Raw genomic sequence first — 18461 nt, 5'->3', positions numbered from 1 at the left:
CAGCTATGAAAATCAGTGTTAGTAAAAACGAGTTAGAAAATGCTTTGCGCTACTTGCAAGCTTTTTTGGATAAAAAGGACGCTTCTTCTATCGCTTCACACATCCATTTAGAAGTCATTAAAGAAAAGCTTTTTTTAAAGGCTAGCGATTCCGATATTGGGCTAAAAAGCTATATTTTTACGCAATCTAGCGATAAAGAGGGCGTAGGCACGATCAATGGGAAAAAGTTTTTGGATATTATCTCATGTTTAAAAGACTCTAACATTATTTTAGAGACTAAAGATGACAGCTTGGTGATCAAACAAAATAAAAGCTCTTTCAAACTCCCCATGTTTGACGCTGATGAGTTCCCTGAATTCCCTGTTATTGATCCCAAAGTGAGTTTAGAAGTCAATGCCCCCTTTTTAATAGATGCGTTTAAAAAGATCGCTCCTGTGATTGAGCAAACCAGCCACAAAAGGGAATTAGCCGGTATTTTAATGCAATTCAATCAAAAGCATCAAACCCTTTCAGTAGTAGGCACGGATACCAAACGGCTTTCTTACACGCAGTTAGAAAAAGTCTCTATAAATTCCACTGAAGAAGATATTTCTTGCATTTTACCTAAAAGAGCTTTATTAGAAATCCTTAAGCTTTTTTATGAAAATTTCAGTTTTAAAAGCGATGGCATGTTAGCGGTAATTGAAAACGAAACGCACACTTTTTTCACCAAGCTCATTGATGGGAATTACCCTGATTATCAAAAAATCCTCCCTAAAGAATACACTTCTTCTTTCACATTAGGCAAGGAAGAATTTAAAGAGAGCATTAAGTTATGCAGTTCTTTAAGCTCCACCATTAAACTCACTTTAGAAAAAAACAACGCTTTGTTTGAATCTTTGGATTCTGAGCATAGCGAAACGGCTAAAACCTCTGTTGAGATTGAAAAAGGTTTGGATATTGAAAAAGCCTTTCATTTGGGCGTGAACGCTAAATTTTTCCTTGAAGCCTTAAACGCTTTAGGGACAACGCAATTTGTTTTAAAATGCAATGAACCTTCTTCGCCTTTTTTGATCCAAGAGTCTCTTGATGAAAAGCAAAGCCACTTGAACGCTAAAATTTCCACTTTGATGATGCCAATCACATTATAAAGGCTGATTTGAATGCAAAATTACCAGAGCCATAGTATTAAGGTTTTAAAAGGCTTAGAGGGGGTTAGGAAACGCCCTGGAATGTATATTGGCGATACTAATGTGGGTGGGTTGCACCACATGGTGTATGAAGTCGTGGATAACGCTGTGGATGAGAGCATGGCGGGTTTTTGCGATACGATTAATATCACTTTGACTGATGAGGGTTCATGCATCGTAGAAGATAACGGGCGAGGTATTCCTGTAGATATTCACCCCACGGAAAAAATCCCCGCTTGCACTGTGGTTTTAACGATTTTGCATGCGGGGGGCAAGTTTGATAATGACACTTATAAAGTTTCAGGCGGTTTGCATGGCGTGGGCGTTTCGGTTGTGAACGCTTTAAGCAAACGCTTGATTATGACCATTAAAAAAGAGGGTCAAATCTATCGCCAAGAGTTTGAAAAGGGTATCCCCATTAGCGAGCTTGAAATCATTGGCAAAACCAAAAGCGCTAAAGAAAGCGGCACGACTATTGAATTTTTCCCTGATGAAAGCGTGATGGAAGTCGTTGAATTTCAAGCGGGTATTTTGCAAAAACGCTTCAAAGAAATGGCGTATCTTAATGATGGCTTAAAAATTTCTTTCAAAGAAGAAAAAACCCAACTGCAAGAGACTTATTTCTATGAAGACGGCTTGAAACAATTCGTTAAAGACAGCGCTAAAAAAGAATTGCTCACCCCCATTGTTGCGTTTAAAAGCATGGACGAAGAAACGCGCACTTCTATAGAAGTCGCTCTAGCGTATGCTGATGATTATAATGAAAACACCTTAAGCTTTGTGAATAACATTAAAACTTCTGAGGGCGGCACGCATGAGGCGGGCTTTAAAATGGGCTTGTCTAAAGCGATTTTACAATACATTGACAATAACATTAAAACCAAAGAGTCGCGCCCCATCTCTGAAGACATTAAAGAGGGGTTGATCGCTGTTGTGAGCTTGAAAATGAGCGAGCCTTTGTTTGAAGGGCAGACTAAATCCAAACTCGGTAGCTCGTATGCGCGCGCGTTGGTTTCAAAATTAGTCTATGACAAAATCCATCAATTTTTAGAAGAAAACCCTAACGAAGCCAAAATCATCGCTAATAAAGCCCTACTAGCCGCAAAAGCCAGAGAAGCCAGCAAGAAAGCCAGAGAGCTTACAAGGAAAAAGGATAATTTGAGTGTCGGCACCTTGCCTGGAAAATTAGCCGATTGCCAGAGTAAAGACCCCTTAGAGAGTGAAATCTTTTTAGTGGAGGGCGATAGCGCGGGCGGGAGCGCTAAACAAGGGCGCGATAGGGTTTTCCAGGCGATCTTGCCCTTAAAGGGTAAGATTTTAAATGTGGAAAAAAGCCATTTGTCAAAGATCCTAAAATCAGAAGAAATTAAAAACATGATCACGGCTTTTGGGTGTGGCATTCAAGAGAGTTTTGATATAGAAAGATTGCGCTATCATAAAATCATTATCATGACCGATGCTGATGTGGATGGGAGCCATATCCAAACCTTGCTGATGACTTTTTTCTATCGTTATTTACGCCCGCTGATTGAACAAGGGCATGTTTATATCGCTCAAGCCCCTCTTTACAAATACAAGAAAGGCAAGACAGAAATTTATCTTAAAGACAGCGTCGCTTTGGATCATTTTTTAATTGAGCATGGCATCAATTCGGTGGATATTGAAGGGATTGGCAAGAACGATTTGATGAATTTGTTAAAAGTGGTGCGCCATTACCGCTATGCGCTTTTGGAATTAGAAAAACGCTACAATTTGCTAGAAATTTTACGCTTTTTGATTGAGACTAAGGACGCTTTAAGCCTTGATATGAAAGTTTTAGAAAAAAGCATTTTAGAAAAATTAGAGGGCTTGAATTATCAGATCTTACGCTCTTTTGCCACTGAAGAAAGCTTGCATTTGCACGCGCAAACCCCTAAGGGCTTGGTGGAATTTAACCTAGATGACAACCTCTTTAAAGAAGTGTTGTTTGAAGAAGCGCATTACACCTACCAAAAACTTATGGAGTATAATTTAGATTTCTTGGAAAATAAGGATATTTTGGCGTTCTTAGAAGAAGTGGAAAATCACGCTAAAAAGGGAGCGAATATCCAGCGCTATAAGGGATTGGGTGAGATGAACCCTAATGATTTATGGGAAACGACCATGCATAAAGAAAACCGCAGCTTAATCAAACTCAAAATTGAAGATTTGGAAAAAACTGATGCAGTCTTTTCGCTTTGCATGGGCGATGAAGTGGAGCCTAGAAGAGCCTTTATCCAAGCGCATGCTAAAGATGTGAAACAGCTAGATGTGTAAGGGATTTTAATCGCCACTCCTAAACATTTAAATCAGCGAGAGAGCGTGAATTTAGGGGCTTATTACACGCCTTGTTATTGAGTGCAGGAAACCGCTAGGCGATCATACCCCTTGATCGCAAGATACCCCTAGAGTATTCATCGGTGGGTTCGTAACCGCTTTCTAAAAGTTTGGTTGTGTATTGCTTGTTGTAGATAAATGCAAATACTATATTGGATAGAACAAAAGTAAAGAGTGTAACAACCACCATAACTATCGCCCATCTTGCATCGCCTCTGATAATGGGTACAAAAAAACCAAAAAATAAAGTTGTCCAAGAAAACCCCACCAATCCTTTTTTTAATGAGATGATCTTTTTTCAAACTGATAGTCGTAGCCACCATGCCTCCTTTTAATATTTGTTACATTATACGAGAGAGAGAAGTCAAGAGGTTTAATCAAAAAAGGCTTATTTTGATTGAATAAAATTATCGCTTGTCCACACAAGCTCTTTGATTATTGGATTGTAAAAAATACTAAAAAGCATTTTTTAACTTTTAGAAATGCTTAAAATTTTTGGACTTTTAAGTCAAGCGCACCATAACGATGTGTTAAAGATTTTAGAAAAAATACTTCAAAATTGACAATGATACGGATTGATTAAAAAGAAAATATCCAACGCTATAAGACGGGATAAAACCATTTATGAGAAACCACCATGCATCAATAAAACGTGCTTCATAAAGCTATAAAAACAAGGTTAGGCTTTAAACTTGTATCGTTTTTCTTTAATGGCTTATGTTATACTAATAAAATACAGATTCAATTGAAGGCATTAAACGACTGCATGGTATTTTTTCATAAGAAAATTATTTTAAATTTTATCTATTCTTTAATGGTTGCTTTTTTATTCCATTTATCCTATGGGGTTCTTTTAAAAGCCGATGGAATGGCTAAAAAGCAAACTCTTTTGGTGGGTGAAAGGCTTGTGTGGGATAAACTCACGCTGTTAGGGTTTTTAGAAAAAAACCATATCCCTCAAAAACTCTACTACAACCTGAGCTCTCAAGATAAAGAATTGAGCGCTGAAATTCAAAGTAATGTTACCTACTACACCTTAAGAGACGCTAACAACACGCTCATTCAAGCCCTTATCCCTATAAGCCAGGATTTACAAATCCATATTTACAAAAAAGGGGAGGATTATTTTTTAGACTTTATCCCCATTATCTTCACTCGTAAAGAAAAAACCCTCCTTCTTTCTTTACAAACTTCGCCCTATCAAGATATTGTCAAAGCCACCAATGACCCCCTTTTAGCCAACCAATTGATGAACGCGTATAAAAAAAGCGTGCCTTTTAAACGCTTAGCAAAAAACGATAAAATCGCTATCGTTTATACAAGAGATTATCGTGTGGGGCAAGCGTTTGGCCAACCAACCATTAAAATAGCCATGATTAGCTCTCGTTTGCACCAATACTATCTTTTTTCCCATTCAAACGGGCGCTATTACGACTCAAAAGCGCAAGAAGTGGCAGGGTTTTTATTAGAAACCCCGGTGAAATACACCCGCATTTCTTCGCCTTTTTCGTATGGGAGGTTCCATCCTGTCTTAAAAGTCAGGCGGCCTCATTACGGCGTGGATTATGCGGCTAAACATGGCAGTTTGATCCATTCTGCTTCAGATGGCCGTGTGGGTTTTATAGGGGTTAAGGCGGGGTATGGGAATGTGGTTGAAATCCATTTGAATGAATTGCGCTTGGTGTATGCTCACATGAGCATGTTTGCTAAGGGGTTGAAAAAAGGCTCGTTCGTTAAAAAAGGGCAAATCATAGGAAGAGTGGGAAGCACGGGTTTAAGCACCGGGCCGCATTTGCATTTTGGCGTGTATAAAAACTCCCGCCCCATTAATCCTTTAGGCTATATCCGCACCGCTAAAAGCAAATTACACGGCAAGCAAAGAGAGGTTTTTTTAGAAAAAGCTCAGCATTCTAAGCAAAAATTAGAAGAACTTTTGAAAACCCATTCTTTTGAAAAAAATTCATTTTATCTTTTAGAGGGTTTTTAATGTCTTATTTTAAGAACGCTTTCAACCAAAAATCTTTAATAGATGATTCTAGTGTGTATTTAGAGCCTTGTTCTAGCTCTAATTTCATAGAATTAAAACGCATGCATTATAATGAAGAGAATACTAAGAAAACATGGGATATTATTAAGTCTTTAGACAGCGTGGCGGTTTTACTCTATGAAAAAGAATCCGATTGCTTTGTGATTGTGAAACAATTCCGCCCAGCCATTTATGCACGCCATTTTCATTTTAAACATGAAATTGACGGATACACTTATGAATTGTGTGCGGGGCTTGTGGATAAAGCTAATAAGAGTTTAGAAGAAATCGCTTGCGAAGAAGCACTAGAAGAATGCGGTTATCAAATTAGCCCTAAAAATTTAGAAACCATAGGCCAATTTTATAGCGCGACTGGGCTGAGCGGGAGTTTGCAAACGCTCTATTACGCTGAAGTGCATAAGAATTTGAAGGTTTCAAAGGGTGGGGGGATTGATACAGAAAAGATTGAAGTGCTGTTTTTAGAGCGATCAAAAGCTTTTGATTTTATAATGGATTTTCAATACGCTAAAACCACCGGCTTGTCTTTAGCCATTTTATGGCATTTAAAAAAGTTTAAAAATGTTTAAAAGGAATTTTATGTTAAGGCTTTTGATAGGACTTCTTCTAATGAGTTTTATAAGCTTGCAATCAGCCTCTTGGCAAGAACCCTTAAGAGTGAGTATAGAATTTGTGGATTTGCCTAAAAAAATCATTCGTTTTCCGGCTCATGATTTGCAAGTGGGGGAGTTTGGTTTTGTCGTTACTAAACTTTCAGATTATGAAATCGTTAATTCTGAAGTGGTCATTATTGCCGTTGAAAATGGCGTCGCAACGGCTAAATTCAGAGCGTTTGAATCTATGAAACAAAGCCATTTACCCACTCCAAGAATGGTCGCTAGAAAGGGGGATTTAGTCTATTTTAGGCAATTCAACAACCAAGCGTTTTTAATCGCTCCTAATGATGAACTCTATGAGCAAATCAGAGCGACTAACACCGATATTAATTTTATTAGTTCTGATTTGTTGGTTACTTTTTTGAATGGGTTTGACCCAAAAATCGCTAATTTAAGGAAAGCGTGCAACGTTTATAGCGTGGGGGTGATTTATATTGTAACCACCAACACGCTCAATATTTTAAGCTGTGAGAGTTTTGAAATTTTAGAAAAAAGAGATCTGGATACAAGCGGTGTTACTAAAACTTCTACGCCGTTTTTTTCTAGGGTTGAGGGCATTGATGCAGGCACGCTAGGGAAACTTTTTTCAGGCAGTCAGTCTAAAAATTACTTCGCTTACTATGACGCTTTAGTGAAGAAAGAAAAACGCAAAGAAGTGAGGATTAAAAAGAGAGAAGAAAAGATTGATTCTAGAGAAATTAAACAAGAGTTCAAGCAAGAGGCCATTAAAGAGCCTAAAAAAGCCAATCAAGGCACAGAAAACGCTCCTACTTTAGAAGAGAAAAACTACCAAAAAGCAGAGCGCAAACTTGATGCTAAAGAAGGAAGGCGCTATTTAAGAGATGAAAGGAAAAAAGCCAAAGCCACCAAAAAGGCTATGGAATTGGAAGAAAGAGAAAAAGAACATGATGAAAGGGACGAAAAAGAGACTGAAGGAAGAAGAAAAGCTTTAGAAATGGATAAAGGCAATGAAAAAGTCAATGCCAAAGAAAATGAGCAAGAAATCAATCAAGAAGCCATTAAAAAGCCAAGTAATGAAAATAACGCCACCCAACAAGGCGAAAAACAAAACGCTCCTAAAGAGAACAACGCTTCTAAAGAAGAGAAAAAACCAAATTCTAAAGAAGAAAAACGCCGCTTGAAAGAAGAAAAGAAAAAAGCCAAAGCCGAACAAAGAGCGAGAGAATTTGAACAAAGAGCCAAAGAGCATCAAGAAAGAGATGAAAAAGAGCTTGAAGAGCGAAGAAAGGCACTAGAAGCGGGTAAAAAATAACATGTTAGAGAAGCAACACATCCAATATTTTAAAAACCTAGTGGGGGGAGAGGATTTTTTCACTGATTTAGCGCATTTGAACGCTTATTGTTATGACGCTACCAAAGAAAGGCATTTGCCTAGCGGTGTGATTTTCCCTAAAAACGAGCAAGAAATCAGCCAGATCTTAAAATATTGCAACGAGCATCGCATCATCGTTGTGCCTAGGGGGGCTGGGAGCGGTTTTACCGGGGGAGCGTTGAGCGTGAGCGGAGGGCTAGTTTTAAGCGTTGAAAAGCATTTGGATAAGATTTTAGAGATTGACACTAAAAATTTAATCGCTAGAGTTGAGCCGGGCGTGATTAACAAGTATTTCCAAAACGAAGTGGAAAAATTGAATCTCTTCTACCCCCCAGATCCAGCGAGCGAGAGTCAAAGCACTTTGGGGGGGAATGTCGCTGAAAATGCCGGTGGCATGCGCGCGGCTAAATACGGCATCACTAAAGATTATGTCATGGCTTTAAGAGTGGTTTTAGCGAATGGTGAAATCATAAGGGCAGGCAAAAAAACGATCAAAGATGTCGCCGGTTTTAATGTTGCAGGGCTGATGATCGCTAGTGAGGGGTGTTTGGGCGTGATTTCTGAAATCACTTTAAAGCTTTTAGCCAAACCGCCTCTAAAACAAAGCGCGATGGGGGTTTTTAACTATATTGAAGACGCCATGAACGCTGTTTATAAGACAATGAGTAGCGGCGTTACGCCTGTAGCGATGGAATTTTTGGATAATTTGAGTATCAAAGCGGTGGAAGAACGATTTTCTAAAGGCTTACCCAAAGACGCTGGAGCGATACTCATCACTCAAGTGGATGGCGTGGTTAAAGAGCAGATTGCATGGCAACTCAATGAGATAGAAAAGCATTTCAAAGCCAATGGGTGCGTGGATTTTAAGATCGCTCAAAACGAACAAGAAGAGCAGGATCTGTGGTTTTCAAGGCGTAACGCTTCTCAAAGTATTAGCGTTTATGGTAAAAAGAAATTGAATGAAGATGTAACCGTTCCTAGGGCGAGTTTGCCGAGTTTGTTGCAAGAAGTCGCTAAAATAAGCCAGAAATACGGCTTTAAAATCCCTTGCTTTGGGCATACGGGCGATGGCAATGTGCATGTGAATATCATGCTAGAAGATCCTAAAAGGGATTTAGAAAAAGGGCATCAGGCTATGGAAGAGATTTTTCAGGCCGCTATTAGTTTGGAGGGGACTTTAAGCGGGGAGCATGGCATAGGCTTGTCTAAAGCCAAATTCATGCCTTTAGCGTTCAATCATAGTGAAATGGAGCTTTTTAGGAATATTAAAAAAGCCCTCGATCCTAATAATATTTTAAACCCTTTTAAAATGGGGTTGTAAGGTTTAAAAGCAAGGAAAACGCATGAAAATCGGTGTTTATGGAGCGAGCGGTCGTATAGGGAAACTGCTTTTAGAAGAATTAAAAGAGGGTTATAAGGGATTAGCGCTATCTAGCGTGTTTGTCAGGCAAAAATGCGAAACAGATTTCAGCTCTTTTTTGCATGCCCCTTTAGTAACCAACGATTTAAAAGCGTTTGTGAGGGCATGCGAATGCGTGATTGATTTTTCTTTACCTAAAGGCGTGGATAATCTGCTAGAGGCTCTTTTAGAATGCCCTAAAATTTTAGTTTCTGGCACGACCGGTTTAGAAAAGGAAACGCTAGAAAAAATGCAACAATTAGCCTTAAAAGTGCCACTTTTGCACGCGCACAACATGTCTCTTGGGATTATGATGCTCAACCAATTAGCCTTTTTAACTTCTTTGAAATTAAAAGATGCGGATATTGAAATTATAGAAACGCACCACAATCTCAAAAAAGATGCCCCAAGCGGCACGGCGTTGAGTTTGTATGAAACTTGCGCTAAGGCTAGGGGGTATGATGAAAAAAGCGCTCTTACCACTCACAGAGGAGGTTTGCGCTCTAAAGAAAGCATTGGCATAGCCGCTTTAAGGGGGGGCGATGTCGCTGGGAAGCACACGATAGGGTTTTATTTAGAGGGCGAATACATAGAGCTTAGCCATACGGCGACTAACCGATCTATTTTTGCTAAAGGGGCTTTAGAAGTGGCCCTGTGGCTTAAGGATAAAGCCGCTAAAAAATATGAAATCAACGAGATGTTTGGTTGAATGTTTTAATTCTTTTTGTATAGATGCACGCTTCTATAATGAAATCACCGCCCTTTATTAGCCTTATTAAAGGGCTTTTACTGCTATAAGGGATATTGCTGACAATCAAGCTGTATTGGAAGGGTTTGTTTTTTTAAGGATTGATCTTGCCTTGTGTGGCTAAATCTTAACTATCCATAAATACATGATTAAAGTATTTGAGTTATTAAAAATTTTAAAACAAAAGGATATAAAATGAAAACCATTAGAAATAGCGTGTTCATTGGATCTTCTTTACTCGGCGGTTACGCTAGCGTTGAGACTTATTTTGACGCTTTGCGTGTTGCTTGCGTAAAAGACACTGTTATAGAGAAAGAAGCGCACCACACGCCCAAAGACTTTGATAGCCCTTACCACACTGACTAAACCGGCACTGGGTTTTAGGTGGGTTTCTTAAAAGATAAAAAATACTAAAAGCATTTTTATAATTAAGAATTAAAGAGCTTGATACCAAGTCAGGTGGTATCTTCTTAAGCGGTCTTGGGTTTTTAGGGGTGTTATTTTAGATACTCTCTGTTCCCTTAAAGAAAATAAATTTCTACCATAAAATAAAATTTTAAATTAAGGCGACTAAAACCCCACTTTTAAAAAATTAAAGAGCGTTAAGTAACTTATCCAAAAAACAAAGAAAATCAATTTTTCCAACCACTTTTTTGAGAACAAGGTATTTTTTCCTTATTCTAAACTTTTAGAGCGGGATTATTAACCCACTCATTGTTTTAGCATGAATAAGTGGTGATAAATTCAAAAGGATGGGGTTTGCTCTCCCATGGGAACACTTCAGCGTTGAATTTAAGAGACTGATAAGCTTGAATAAATTCTTCGCTAAAGACCTGACCCTCTTTTAAATACTGTTTATCGGCTAGCATTTCTTCTAACGATCGCCTTAAAGTGTGGGGCATTTGTTTGATACCCTTTTCTCGGATTTCATCTAAAGTCAATTTGAAAAGGTTAATATCCATCGCTTCGCCGGGATCAATCTTATTTTTAACGCCATCAATGCCCGCCATTAAAATAGCCCCAAAAGCCAAGTAGGGGTTTGATGAGCTGTCCGGGAATCTGAATTCAAACCTAGCACTATTTTTAGAAATCCCATAAGGGATACGCACGCTCGCGCTCCTGTTATTAGCCGAATAAGTTAAAATAGATGGGGCTTCATAGCCAGGAATTAGGCGTTTGTAAGAATTAGTGGAAGCGTTAGTGAAAGCGGCTAACCCTCTAGCGTGGCGCAACACACCCCCTAAAAAATGCAACGCCAACTCACTCAAGCCCTTGTAAGTTTCGCCGCTAAAAAGGTTTTCGTTGTTTTTCCAAACGCTCACATGGGTGTGCATCCCGCTCCCGTTATCCCCGTATAGGGGTTTTGGCATGAAAGTGGCGGTTTTCCCATTTAAATGAGCGACCATTTTAACCACGTATTTGAGTTTTTGGACATTATCAGCGGCTTCCACTAAATCCCCAAATTTCACGCCCACTTCGCCTTGCGCTTGCGCGACTTCATGATGGACGACAAAAGTTTCTAGCCCTACTTGGTTTAAGACTTTCACGATTTCTGTGCGAATATCCATCATCGTATCCGTTGGCGGCACAGGCATATAGCCTCCTTGCTTGCCTGGTCTATGCCCAAAATTCACGCCATTTTCAAAGCTCTTATCCCGATTCCATTCGCCCTCTTCGCTATCCACTTCGTAGTATTGGGAATTGGAAGCGTCTTTAATTTTAATGGAATCAAAGATGAAAAATTCGCTCTCTGCACCAAAATAAGCCACATCGCCCAAACCTGAATCTTTTAAATGCTGTAAGGCTTTTTTAGCGATACTTCTAGGGCATTTCTCATAAGGCTGGTTTTTATACACATCATACACATCGCAAAACACGACCACGCTCACATCCGCGCTAAAAGGATCAATGAAATAACGCACCAAATCGGGGGTTAAAATCATATCGGAGTGTTCAATGCCTTGCCAGCCTTTAAAACAACTCGCATCAAAAGGAATCCCCTCTTTAAACATGCCATGCGTTAAAGCCCCAAAAGAATAAGCAATGTGATTCCAAGTGCCTTTGATATCGCTGAATCTAAAATCCACAAATTCCACTTCATTTTCTTTGCAAAATTCAAAAAATTCTTTGATCTTGCTTTCACTATTTTGAGTTCTTACTATCATTAACTACCTTTAATTGTTATGAATTGAGTTTGATTGATAGGGGTGATTATAGCATTTATGGGGTAAAAAAGTAAAATCTGTATCAAGTTTGATTAAGATGCATGCGGTAAAATCCGCTAAATCAAGGAGTGTATTATGGAAGCAAAAGAAGCCACACTATTAAGATTTTTTGAAGAAAATCAAAACAATCAATTTGTCATTCCTATCTATCAGAGGTTGTATAGTTGGAAAAAGGAATAATGCGAACAATTATGGGATGATATTATAAAAATTGGTGGGAATGATAAGATGAACGGGCATTTTATCGGTTCTATTTTGTATGTGCTAGATGGTAATACGCACTCTAACAATCCATTACTCATCATTGACGGCCAACAAAGGCTCACTACTATCACGCTTTTGTTTATCGCTTTAAGGAATCACTTAAGCGATGAAGTTAAAATCTTGGAAAAATTTTCGCATAAAAAAATAGAGAGCTATCTTATCAACAGCGATAAGGACGGCGATAAGAAATTCAGACTCATCTTATCAGAGTCTGATAAAGACACCTTGCTGTCTTTGATTGATAAAGACAGAAGAAAACCGAGCGAGCCTTCGTTAAAAATAGTGGAAAATTTTAAATTATTTGAAGAATGGATCCGTAAAAACACCGACAAACTAGAAACGATTTTTAAAGGATTAGAAAAACTCATGATAGTTTGGATTGCTTTAAAGAAAGAAAAAGATGATCCTCAACTTATTTTTGAGAGCATGAACTCAAAAGGTATCGAACTCACGCAAACAGATTTGATCAGAAACTATATCATAATGGAAACAGAGGTTGAAAAACAAGAAGATTTTTATAATCAATATTGGAGGGCTATGGAGGAGGATTTTAAACAGAGTAAGAAACAGAGTGAGAAACAGAGTAAGAGAGAGGATTTGTTTAATAAATTTGTCCGGCATTATCTCACGATCAAAATAGGAAAGATTCCCAATGAGAAAAGAGTTTATGAAGCTTTCAAGGATTATCAGCAAAAAGAGGGGATAGAAATAGAGGATTTACTAAAAGATTTGCAAAAATATTGCGGGTATTTTTGCCAGATTGCATTCAAAAAAGAAGCCGATAAAGATTTAAACAAGGCTTTAAGTTTTTTGGTGGATTTAGAGATGGATGTGATCTATCCGCTATTACTAGAGCTTTATAGCGATTATAGCGATGGGGTTTTATCCAAGGCTGATTTTATCCCTACTATCTATTTAACAGAGAGCTATATTTGCAGAAGGGCGGTGTGCGGTATTCCTTCCAACGGACTCAATAAATTCTTTCCCTCTTTTACAAAAAAGATTGATAAAAAGCAATACCTTAAAAGCGTGGAGGAGCATTTTGGGTCGCTAACAGGGAATCAAAAATTTCCAAACGATTTTGAATTTAAAGATTCTTTTATTACGAAAGAACTTTATGGTCGAAATAAAACAAAGAAAAAGAAAACTAAATACTTTCTTGAAAGGTTAGAAAAATTTGACACAGAAGAGCCGGTCGATACTCAAGAATGCACTATAGAACACATCATGCCTCAAATACTCACAGAAGAATGGAAAAGGGATTTGGGTGAAAATTTTAAAGCAATACACGATAAATATCTCCACACAATAGGGAATCTTACTAAAACCGGTTATAACCAGGAGTATAGTAACAATTCTTTCCAAGAAAAAAGAGATATGGAGAAGGGCTTCAAACAAAGCCCGTTGAGACTCAATCAAAGTTTAAAAGATTTGGAATCTTTTGACGAAAAAAAGATTGAAAAAAGAGCTAATGATTTAGCGGATTGGGCTTTAAAGATTTGGACTTACCCCAATCTAGATGCAGAAACATTAGAGAAGTATAAACCCAAGAAAGAAAAAAAGGTTTATGATTTAAGCTCTTATAAGTTTGGTTCTCATTCAAGGGAATTATTTGATATTTTAAGCAAAGAGATTAAAGCTCTTGATGAAAAAAGGATCGTTGAAAATTTTAATCAAGATTATATCTCTTATAAGTTTGACAAAAATTTTGTGGATATTATTGTGCAAAACAAAGACTTAAAATTGTATTTAAATATAAAATTCAATGAACTGCAAGACGAAAAAAATCTGGCAAGGGATATGACTAATAAGGGTCATTTGGGGGAATGGGGACATAGAAGTCAAGCTAGAAACAAAAGAGGATATCCCTTATTGTTTGGGGTTGATCAAACAGGCTTTAGAAAAACAGATGGGTGGTAGGAACAGGCAATAAAAACCCAACTTATTAAAATAAAGAGTATAATCACAAATTACTTAAAACTTAAAGGGGATATGATGAAAGTTCTATTATTAGAAGATGTGAAAAATTTAGGCAAAGCGGGTGAAGTGTGTGAGGTTAAAGATGGCTATGGGAATAACTTTTTAATCGCTAACAAAAAAGCCAAACTCGCCACTAACGAAGTGATCAACAAATACAAAGCTGAAGTTAAAAAGAAAGCGGAAAAAGAAGCCCTAGAAAAGGCGCAAAAATTGCAAATGGTAGAAACCTTACAAACCATCACGCTGACTATCCACAAAAAAGTCGGCGCGAACGGCTCTTTATTTGGAGCGATCACTAAAGAAGAGATCACGGAGCGTTTGAAAGAACAGCATGCGAGTTTAAATTTAGATAAAAAAGACATTGAACTCAAACACCCGATTAAAAGCACAGGGATTTATGAGATTGAAGTCAAGCTTGGATCGGGGGTTGTGGGCGCGTTTAAAATTGATGTGGTGGCTGAGTAGAAAATGTTTGAAGCGACGACGATTTTAGGCTATAGAGGGGAGATGGGGGGTAAGAAGTTCGCGCTCATTGGAGGCGATGGGCAGGTAACTTTAGGCAATTGCGTAGTCAAAGCCAATGCGACAAAAATCAGAAGCTTGTATCACAACCAGGTTTTAAGCGGGTTTGCCGGGAGCACTGCGGACGCTTTTAGTTTGTTTGATATGTTTGAGCGCATTTTAGAGAGCAAAAAAGGGGATTTGTTTAAAAGCGTGGTGGATTTCAGTAAAGAATGGCGCAAAGATAAGTATTTACGCCGACTGGAAGCGATGATGATCGTTTTAAATTTGGATCACATTTTCATTTTGAGCGGAACAGGCGATGTTTTAGAGGCTGAAGACAATAAGATCGCTGCTATTGGGAGTGGGGGGAATTACGCCTTAAGTGCGGCTAGGGCTTTAGATAGTTTCGCTCATTTAGAGCCTAGAAAACTTGTAGAAGAGTCCTTAAAAATCGCAGGGGATCTTTGCATTTACACCAACACGAATATTAAAATTTTGGAGCTTTAATGTCTAAATTGAATATGACCCCACGAGAAATTGTCGCTTATTTGGATGAATACATCATTGGGCAAAAGGAAGCTAAAAAGTCTATCGCTATCGCTTTTAGGAATCGTTACAGGCGTTTGCAACTGGAAAAATCCTTACAAGAAGAAATCACGCCTAAAAACATTTTAATGATTGGCTCTACTGGCGTGGGTAAAACGGAAATCGCAAGACGAATAGCAAAAATCATGGAACTCCCCTTTGTGAAAGTGGAAGCGAGCAAATACACAGAAGTGGGTTTTGTGGGGCGCGATGTGGAGTCTATGGTAAGGGATTTAGTCAATAACAGCGTGCTTTTAGTGGAAAATGAGCATAAAGAAAAATTAAAAGACAAGATTGAAGAAGCGGTTATAGAAAAAATCGCTAAAAAACTCCTACCCCCCTTGCCTAGTGGCGTGAGCGAAGAAAAAAAACAAGAATACGCTAACAGCCTTTTAAAAATGCAACAAAGAATCGCGCAAGGCGAGTTGGATAGTAAAGAAATTGAAATTGAAGTGCGTAAAAAAAGCATAGAGATTGATTCTAATGTGCCGCCTGAAATTTTAAGGGTTCAAGAAAACTTGATTAAGGTTTTCCATAAAGAACAGGATAAAGTCAAAAAAACTTTAAGCGTTAAAGAGGCTAAAGAAGTCCTAAAAGCGGAAATTAGCGACACGCTTTTAGACAGCGAAGCCATTAAAATGGAGGGTTTGAAGCGTGCGGAAAGTTCAGGGGTGATTTTTATTGATGAAATTGATAAGATCGCTGTAAGCTCTAAAGAAGGAAGCCGTCAAGATCCCAGTAAAGAGGGGGTTCAAAGGGATTTGTTGCCGATTGTAGAGGGGAGTGTGGTGAATACGAAGTATGGCTCTATTAAAACAGAGCATATTTTATTCATTGCAGCCGGGGCTTTTCATCTTTCTAAACCAAGCGATTTAATCCCTGAATTGCAGGGGCGTTTCCCCTTAAGGGTGGAGTTAGAGAATTTAACCGAAGAAATCATGTATATGATTTTAACCCAAACTAAAAACTCTATCATCAAGCAATACCAAGCCCTTTTAAAAGTGGAAGGCGTAGGAATTGCGTTTGAAGACGATGCGATCAAAGAGTTAGCCAGACTTTCTTATAACGCCAATCAAAAAAGCGAAGATATAGGTGCTAGAAGGTTGCACACCACCATTGAAAAAGTGTTAGAAGACATTAGCTTTGAAGCGGAGGACTATTCTGGGCAAAAGGTTACTATCACTAAAGAGTTGGTCCAATCCAAGCTAGAGGATTTAGTGGCTGATGAAAATTTAGTGAAGTATATTTTATAATGAAAACTAAGGCGGGCTTTGTAGCTCTTATAGGCAAACCAAACGCTGGAAAAAGCACTCTTTTAAACACTTTATTAAACGCTCATTTAGCCCTCGTTTCACATAAGGCTAATGCGACAAGAAAATTAATGAAATGCATCGTGCCTTTCAAAGATAAAGAAGGCTATGAGAGCCAGATCATTTTTTTAGACACGCCAGGGCTTCATCATCAAGAAAAATTACTCAACCAATGCATGCTCTCACAGGCTTTAAAAGCGATGGGCGATGCTGAGTTGTGCGTTTTTTTAGCTTCTGTGCATGACGATTTAAAAGGCTATGAAGAGTTTTTGAGTTTGTGTCAAAAACCCCATATCTTGGCTGTGAGTAAGATTGATACCGCTACGCATAAGCAGGTTTTGCAAAAATTACAAGAGTATCAACAATACGATTCGCAATTTGTAGATCTAGTGCCTTTGAGCACGAAAAAATCTCAAAATTTAAACGCGCTTTTAGAATGCATCAGCAAGCATTTAAGCCCTAGCGCATGGCTTTTTGAAAAGGATTTGATGAGCGATGAAAAAATGCGCGATATTTATAAGGAAATCATTAGGGAGAGTTTGTTTGATTTTTTGAGCGATGAAATCCCTTATGAAAGCGATGTGATGATTGATAAATTTATAGAAGAAGAACGCATAGACAAGGTGTATGCGCATATTATCGTAGAAAAAGAAAGCCAAAAAAAAATCGTGATAGGCAAAAACGGGGTGAATATCAAACGCATCGGGACTAGTGCTAGATTGAAAATGCAAGAAGTGGGCGAAAAAAAGGTTTTTTTAAACTTGCAAGTGATCGCTCAAAAATCATGGAGCAAGGAAGAAAAGAACTTGCAAAAACTGGGTTATACCCATCAAAGGAATAGGGATTGAAAAAGGTATTACCGGCTTTATTAATGGGGTTTGTGGGCTTGAATGCTAGTGATCGTTTGTTAGAAATCATGCGTCTTTATCAAAAGCAAGGCTTGGAAGTGGTGGGTCAAAAGCTGGATTCTTATTTGGCGGATAAATCTTTTTGGGCAGAAGAGCTTCAAAACAAGGACACGGATTTTGGCTATTATCAAAACAAGCAGTTTTTATTTGTGGCGGATAAATCCAAGCCTAGTTTAGAGTTTTATGAAATAGACAACAACATGCTTAAAAAAATCAACAGCTCTAAAGCCCTTGTAGGCTCTAAAAAGGGCGATAAGACTTTAGAGGGCGATTTGGCTACGCCTATTGGGGTGTATCGTATCACGCAGAAATTAGAGCGCTTGGATCAATATTATGGCGTTTTGGCTTTTGTAACGAATTACCCTAATTTGTATGACACCTTGAAAAAACGCACCGGGCATGGCATTTGGGTGCATGGAATGCCTTTAAATGGCGATCGAAATGAATTGAACACCAAGGGCTGTATTGCGATTGAAAACCCTCTTTTAAGCTCTTATGATAAAATATTAAAAGGCAAAAAAGCGTTCCTTATCACCTATGAAGACAAGTTTTTCCCCAGCACCAAAGAAGAATTGAGCATGATTTTAAGCTCCCTTTTTCAATGGAAAGAAGCCTGGACTAGGGGCGATTTTGAACGCTACATGCGTTTTTATAACCCCAATTTCACTCGCTATGATGGCATGAAATTCAACGCTTTTAAAGAGTATAAAAAAAGGGTGTTTGCGAAAAATGAAAAAAAGAATATCGCTTTTTCTTCTATCAATGTGATCCCTTACCCCAATTCCCAGAACAAACGCCTATTTTATGTGGCGTTTGACCAAGATTACAAAGCCTACCAGCAAAACAAGCTCTCTTATAGCTCTAATTCTCAAAAAGAACTCTATGTAGAGATTGAAAACAATCAAGTGTCTATTATAATGGAAAAATAGGGTTTTGCTTTAATGAGGGCGGTCTAAACGGATTTTTAACCCATTCAGTCAA

The 18461-nt window shown here is 38.3% G+C and carries 14 protein-coding genes and 2 pseudogenes; 15 read left to right on the top strand and 1 reads right to left on the bottom strand.

Annotated elements, in window-relative coordinates; translation table 11 throughout:
• Nucleotides 1–5: 5 nt before the first annotated feature.
• The 9 genes and pseudogenes from dnaN to HPOKI112_RS04345 all read left to right on the top strand — a co-directional run bounded on the left by dnaN (nucleotide 6) and on the right by HPOKI112_RS04345 (nucleotide 10070).
• Entirely contained in the window at nucleotides 6–1130 is a 1125-nt protein-coding gene (gene dnaN, locus HPOKI112_RS04385; RefSeq protein ID WP_025276061.1) for a DNA polymerase III subunit beta, read from the top strand.
• Nucleotides 1131–1142: 12 nt separating this feature from the next.
• Entirely contained in the window at nucleotides 1143–3464 is a 2322-nt protein-coding gene (gyrB, locus tag HPOKI112_RS04380; protein ID WP_025276060.1) for a DNA topoisomerase (ATP-hydrolyzing) subunit B, read from the top strand.
• Nucleotides 3465–4000: 536 nt separating this feature from the next.
• Nucleotides 4001–4087 (top strand): annotated as a pseudogene (locus HPOKI112_RS08245) (R.Pab1 family restriction endonuclease); the annotation flags it as partial.
• A 203-nt stretch (nucleotides 4088–4290) separates the two neighbouring features.
• Nucleotides 4291–5511, top strand: coding sequence for a peptidoglycan DD-metalloendopeptidase Csd3 (gene csd3 / locus HPOKI112_RS04370; RefSeq protein WP_025309838.1), 1221 nt, complete (start codon nucleotides 4291–4293; stop codon nucleotides 5509–5511).
• Nucleotides 5511–6137: a Uridine diphosphate glucose pyrophosphatase gene (locus HPOKI112_RS04365; protein ID WP_023592077.1), complete on the top strand. Its 627-nt coding sequence runs from the start codon at nucleotides 5511–5513 to the stop codon at nucleotides 6135–6137. The genes csd3 and HPOKI112_RS04365 overlap by 1 nt, the downstream gene beginning before the upstream one ends.
• A gap of 10 nt (nucleotides 6138–6147) precedes the next feature.
• Nucleotides 6148–7497, top strand: a complete 1350-nt coding sequence (gene pgbA, locus HPOKI112_RS04360) for a plasminogen-binding protein PgbA (protein ID WP_025309837.1) — start codon at nucleotides 6148–6150, stop codon at nucleotides 7495–7497.
• Between the two features lies 1 nt (nucleotide 7498).
• Nucleotides 7499–8878: a glycolate oxidase subunit GlcD gene (gene glcD / locus HPOKI112_RS04355; protein WP_025276056.1), complete on the top strand. Its 1380-nt coding sequence runs from the start codon at nucleotides 7499–7501 to the stop codon at nucleotides 8876–8878.
• Between the two features lie 22 nt (nucleotides 8879–8900).
• On the top strand, nucleotides 8901–9665 hold the full coding sequence (gene dapB, locus HPOKI112_RS04350; protein WP_025276945.1) for a 4-hydroxy-tetrahydrodipicolinate reductase: 765 nt from the start codon (nucleotides 8901–8903) through the stop codon (nucleotides 9663–9665).
• A gap of 234 nt (nucleotides 9666–9899) precedes the next feature.
• On the top strand, nucleotides 9900–10070 hold the full coding sequence (locus HPOKI112_RS04345) for a hypothetical protein (protein WP_038416832.1): 171 nt from the start codon (nucleotides 9900–9902) through the stop codon (nucleotides 10068–10070).
• Nucleotides 10071–10423: 353 nt separating this feature from the next.
• On the opposite strand, the gene glnA is transcribed toward HPOKI112_RS04345, so the two are convergent.
• The gene (gene glnA, locus HPOKI112_RS04340; protein WP_025276054.1) at nucleotides 10424–11869 is read right to left on the bottom strand and encodes a type I glutamate--ammonia ligase; all 1446 of its coding nucleotides are present in this window, start codon (nucleotides 11867–11869) and stop codon (nucleotides 10424–10426) included.
• A gap of 135 nt (nucleotides 11870–12004) precedes the next feature.
• Between glnA and HPOKI112_RS04335 the strand changes: the two are divergent.
• From HPOKI112_RS04335 to csd6, 6 genes and pseudogenes are all read left to right on the top strand, one after another.
• A pseudogene (locus HPOKI112_RS04335) lies at nucleotides 12005–14126 on the top strand (GmrSD restriction endonuclease domain-containing protein).
• 62 nt (nucleotides 14127–14188) lie between these two features.
• Nucleotides 14189–14638, top strand: coding sequence for a 50S ribosomal protein L9 (rplI, locus tag HPOKI112_RS04330; RefSeq protein ID WP_025276052.1), 450 nt, complete (start codon nucleotides 14189–14191; stop codon nucleotides 14636–14638).
• Between the two features lie 3 nt (nucleotides 14639–14641).
• Nucleotides 14642–15184 (top strand): ATP-dependent protease subunit HslV, encoded by a 543-nt coding sequence (hslV, locus tag HPOKI112_RS04325; RefSeq protein WP_000461054.1) that lies wholly within the window; start codon nucleotides 14642–14644, stop codon nucleotides 15182–15184.
• Nucleotides 15184–16515 carry an HslU--HslV peptidase ATPase subunit gene (gene hslU / locus HPOKI112_RS04320; RefSeq protein WP_025276051.1) on the top strand — a complete coding sequence of 444 codons (1332 nt, stop codon included), beginning with the start codon at nucleotides 15184–15186 and terminating at the stop codon, nucleotides 16513–16515. Before hslV ends, hslU begins: the two co-directional genes overlap by 1 nt.
• Nucleotides 16515–17420, top strand: coding sequence for a GTPase Era (gene era / locus HPOKI112_RS04315; RefSeq protein ID WP_025276050.1), 906 nt, complete (start codon nucleotides 16515–16517; stop codon nucleotides 17418–17420). The genes hslU and era overlap by 1 nt, the downstream gene beginning before the upstream one ends.
• Nucleotides 17417–18409, top strand: coding sequence for a cell shape-determining L,D-carboxypeptidase Csd6 (gene csd6, locus HPOKI112_RS04310; protein ID WP_025276049.1), 993 nt, complete (start codon nucleotides 17417–17419; stop codon nucleotides 18407–18409). Before era ends, csd6 begins: the two co-directional genes overlap by 4 nt.
• Nucleotides 18410–18461 lie beyond the last annotated feature (52 nt).

Origin of the sequence: Helicobacter pylori oki112 (assembly GCF_000600085.1) — a bacterium.
GTDB lineage: Bacteria > Campylobacterota > Campylobacteria > Campylobacterales > Helicobacteraceae > Helicobacter > Helicobacter pylori_CY.
This window is presented reverse-complemented; position numbering and strand designations above follow the sequence as displayed.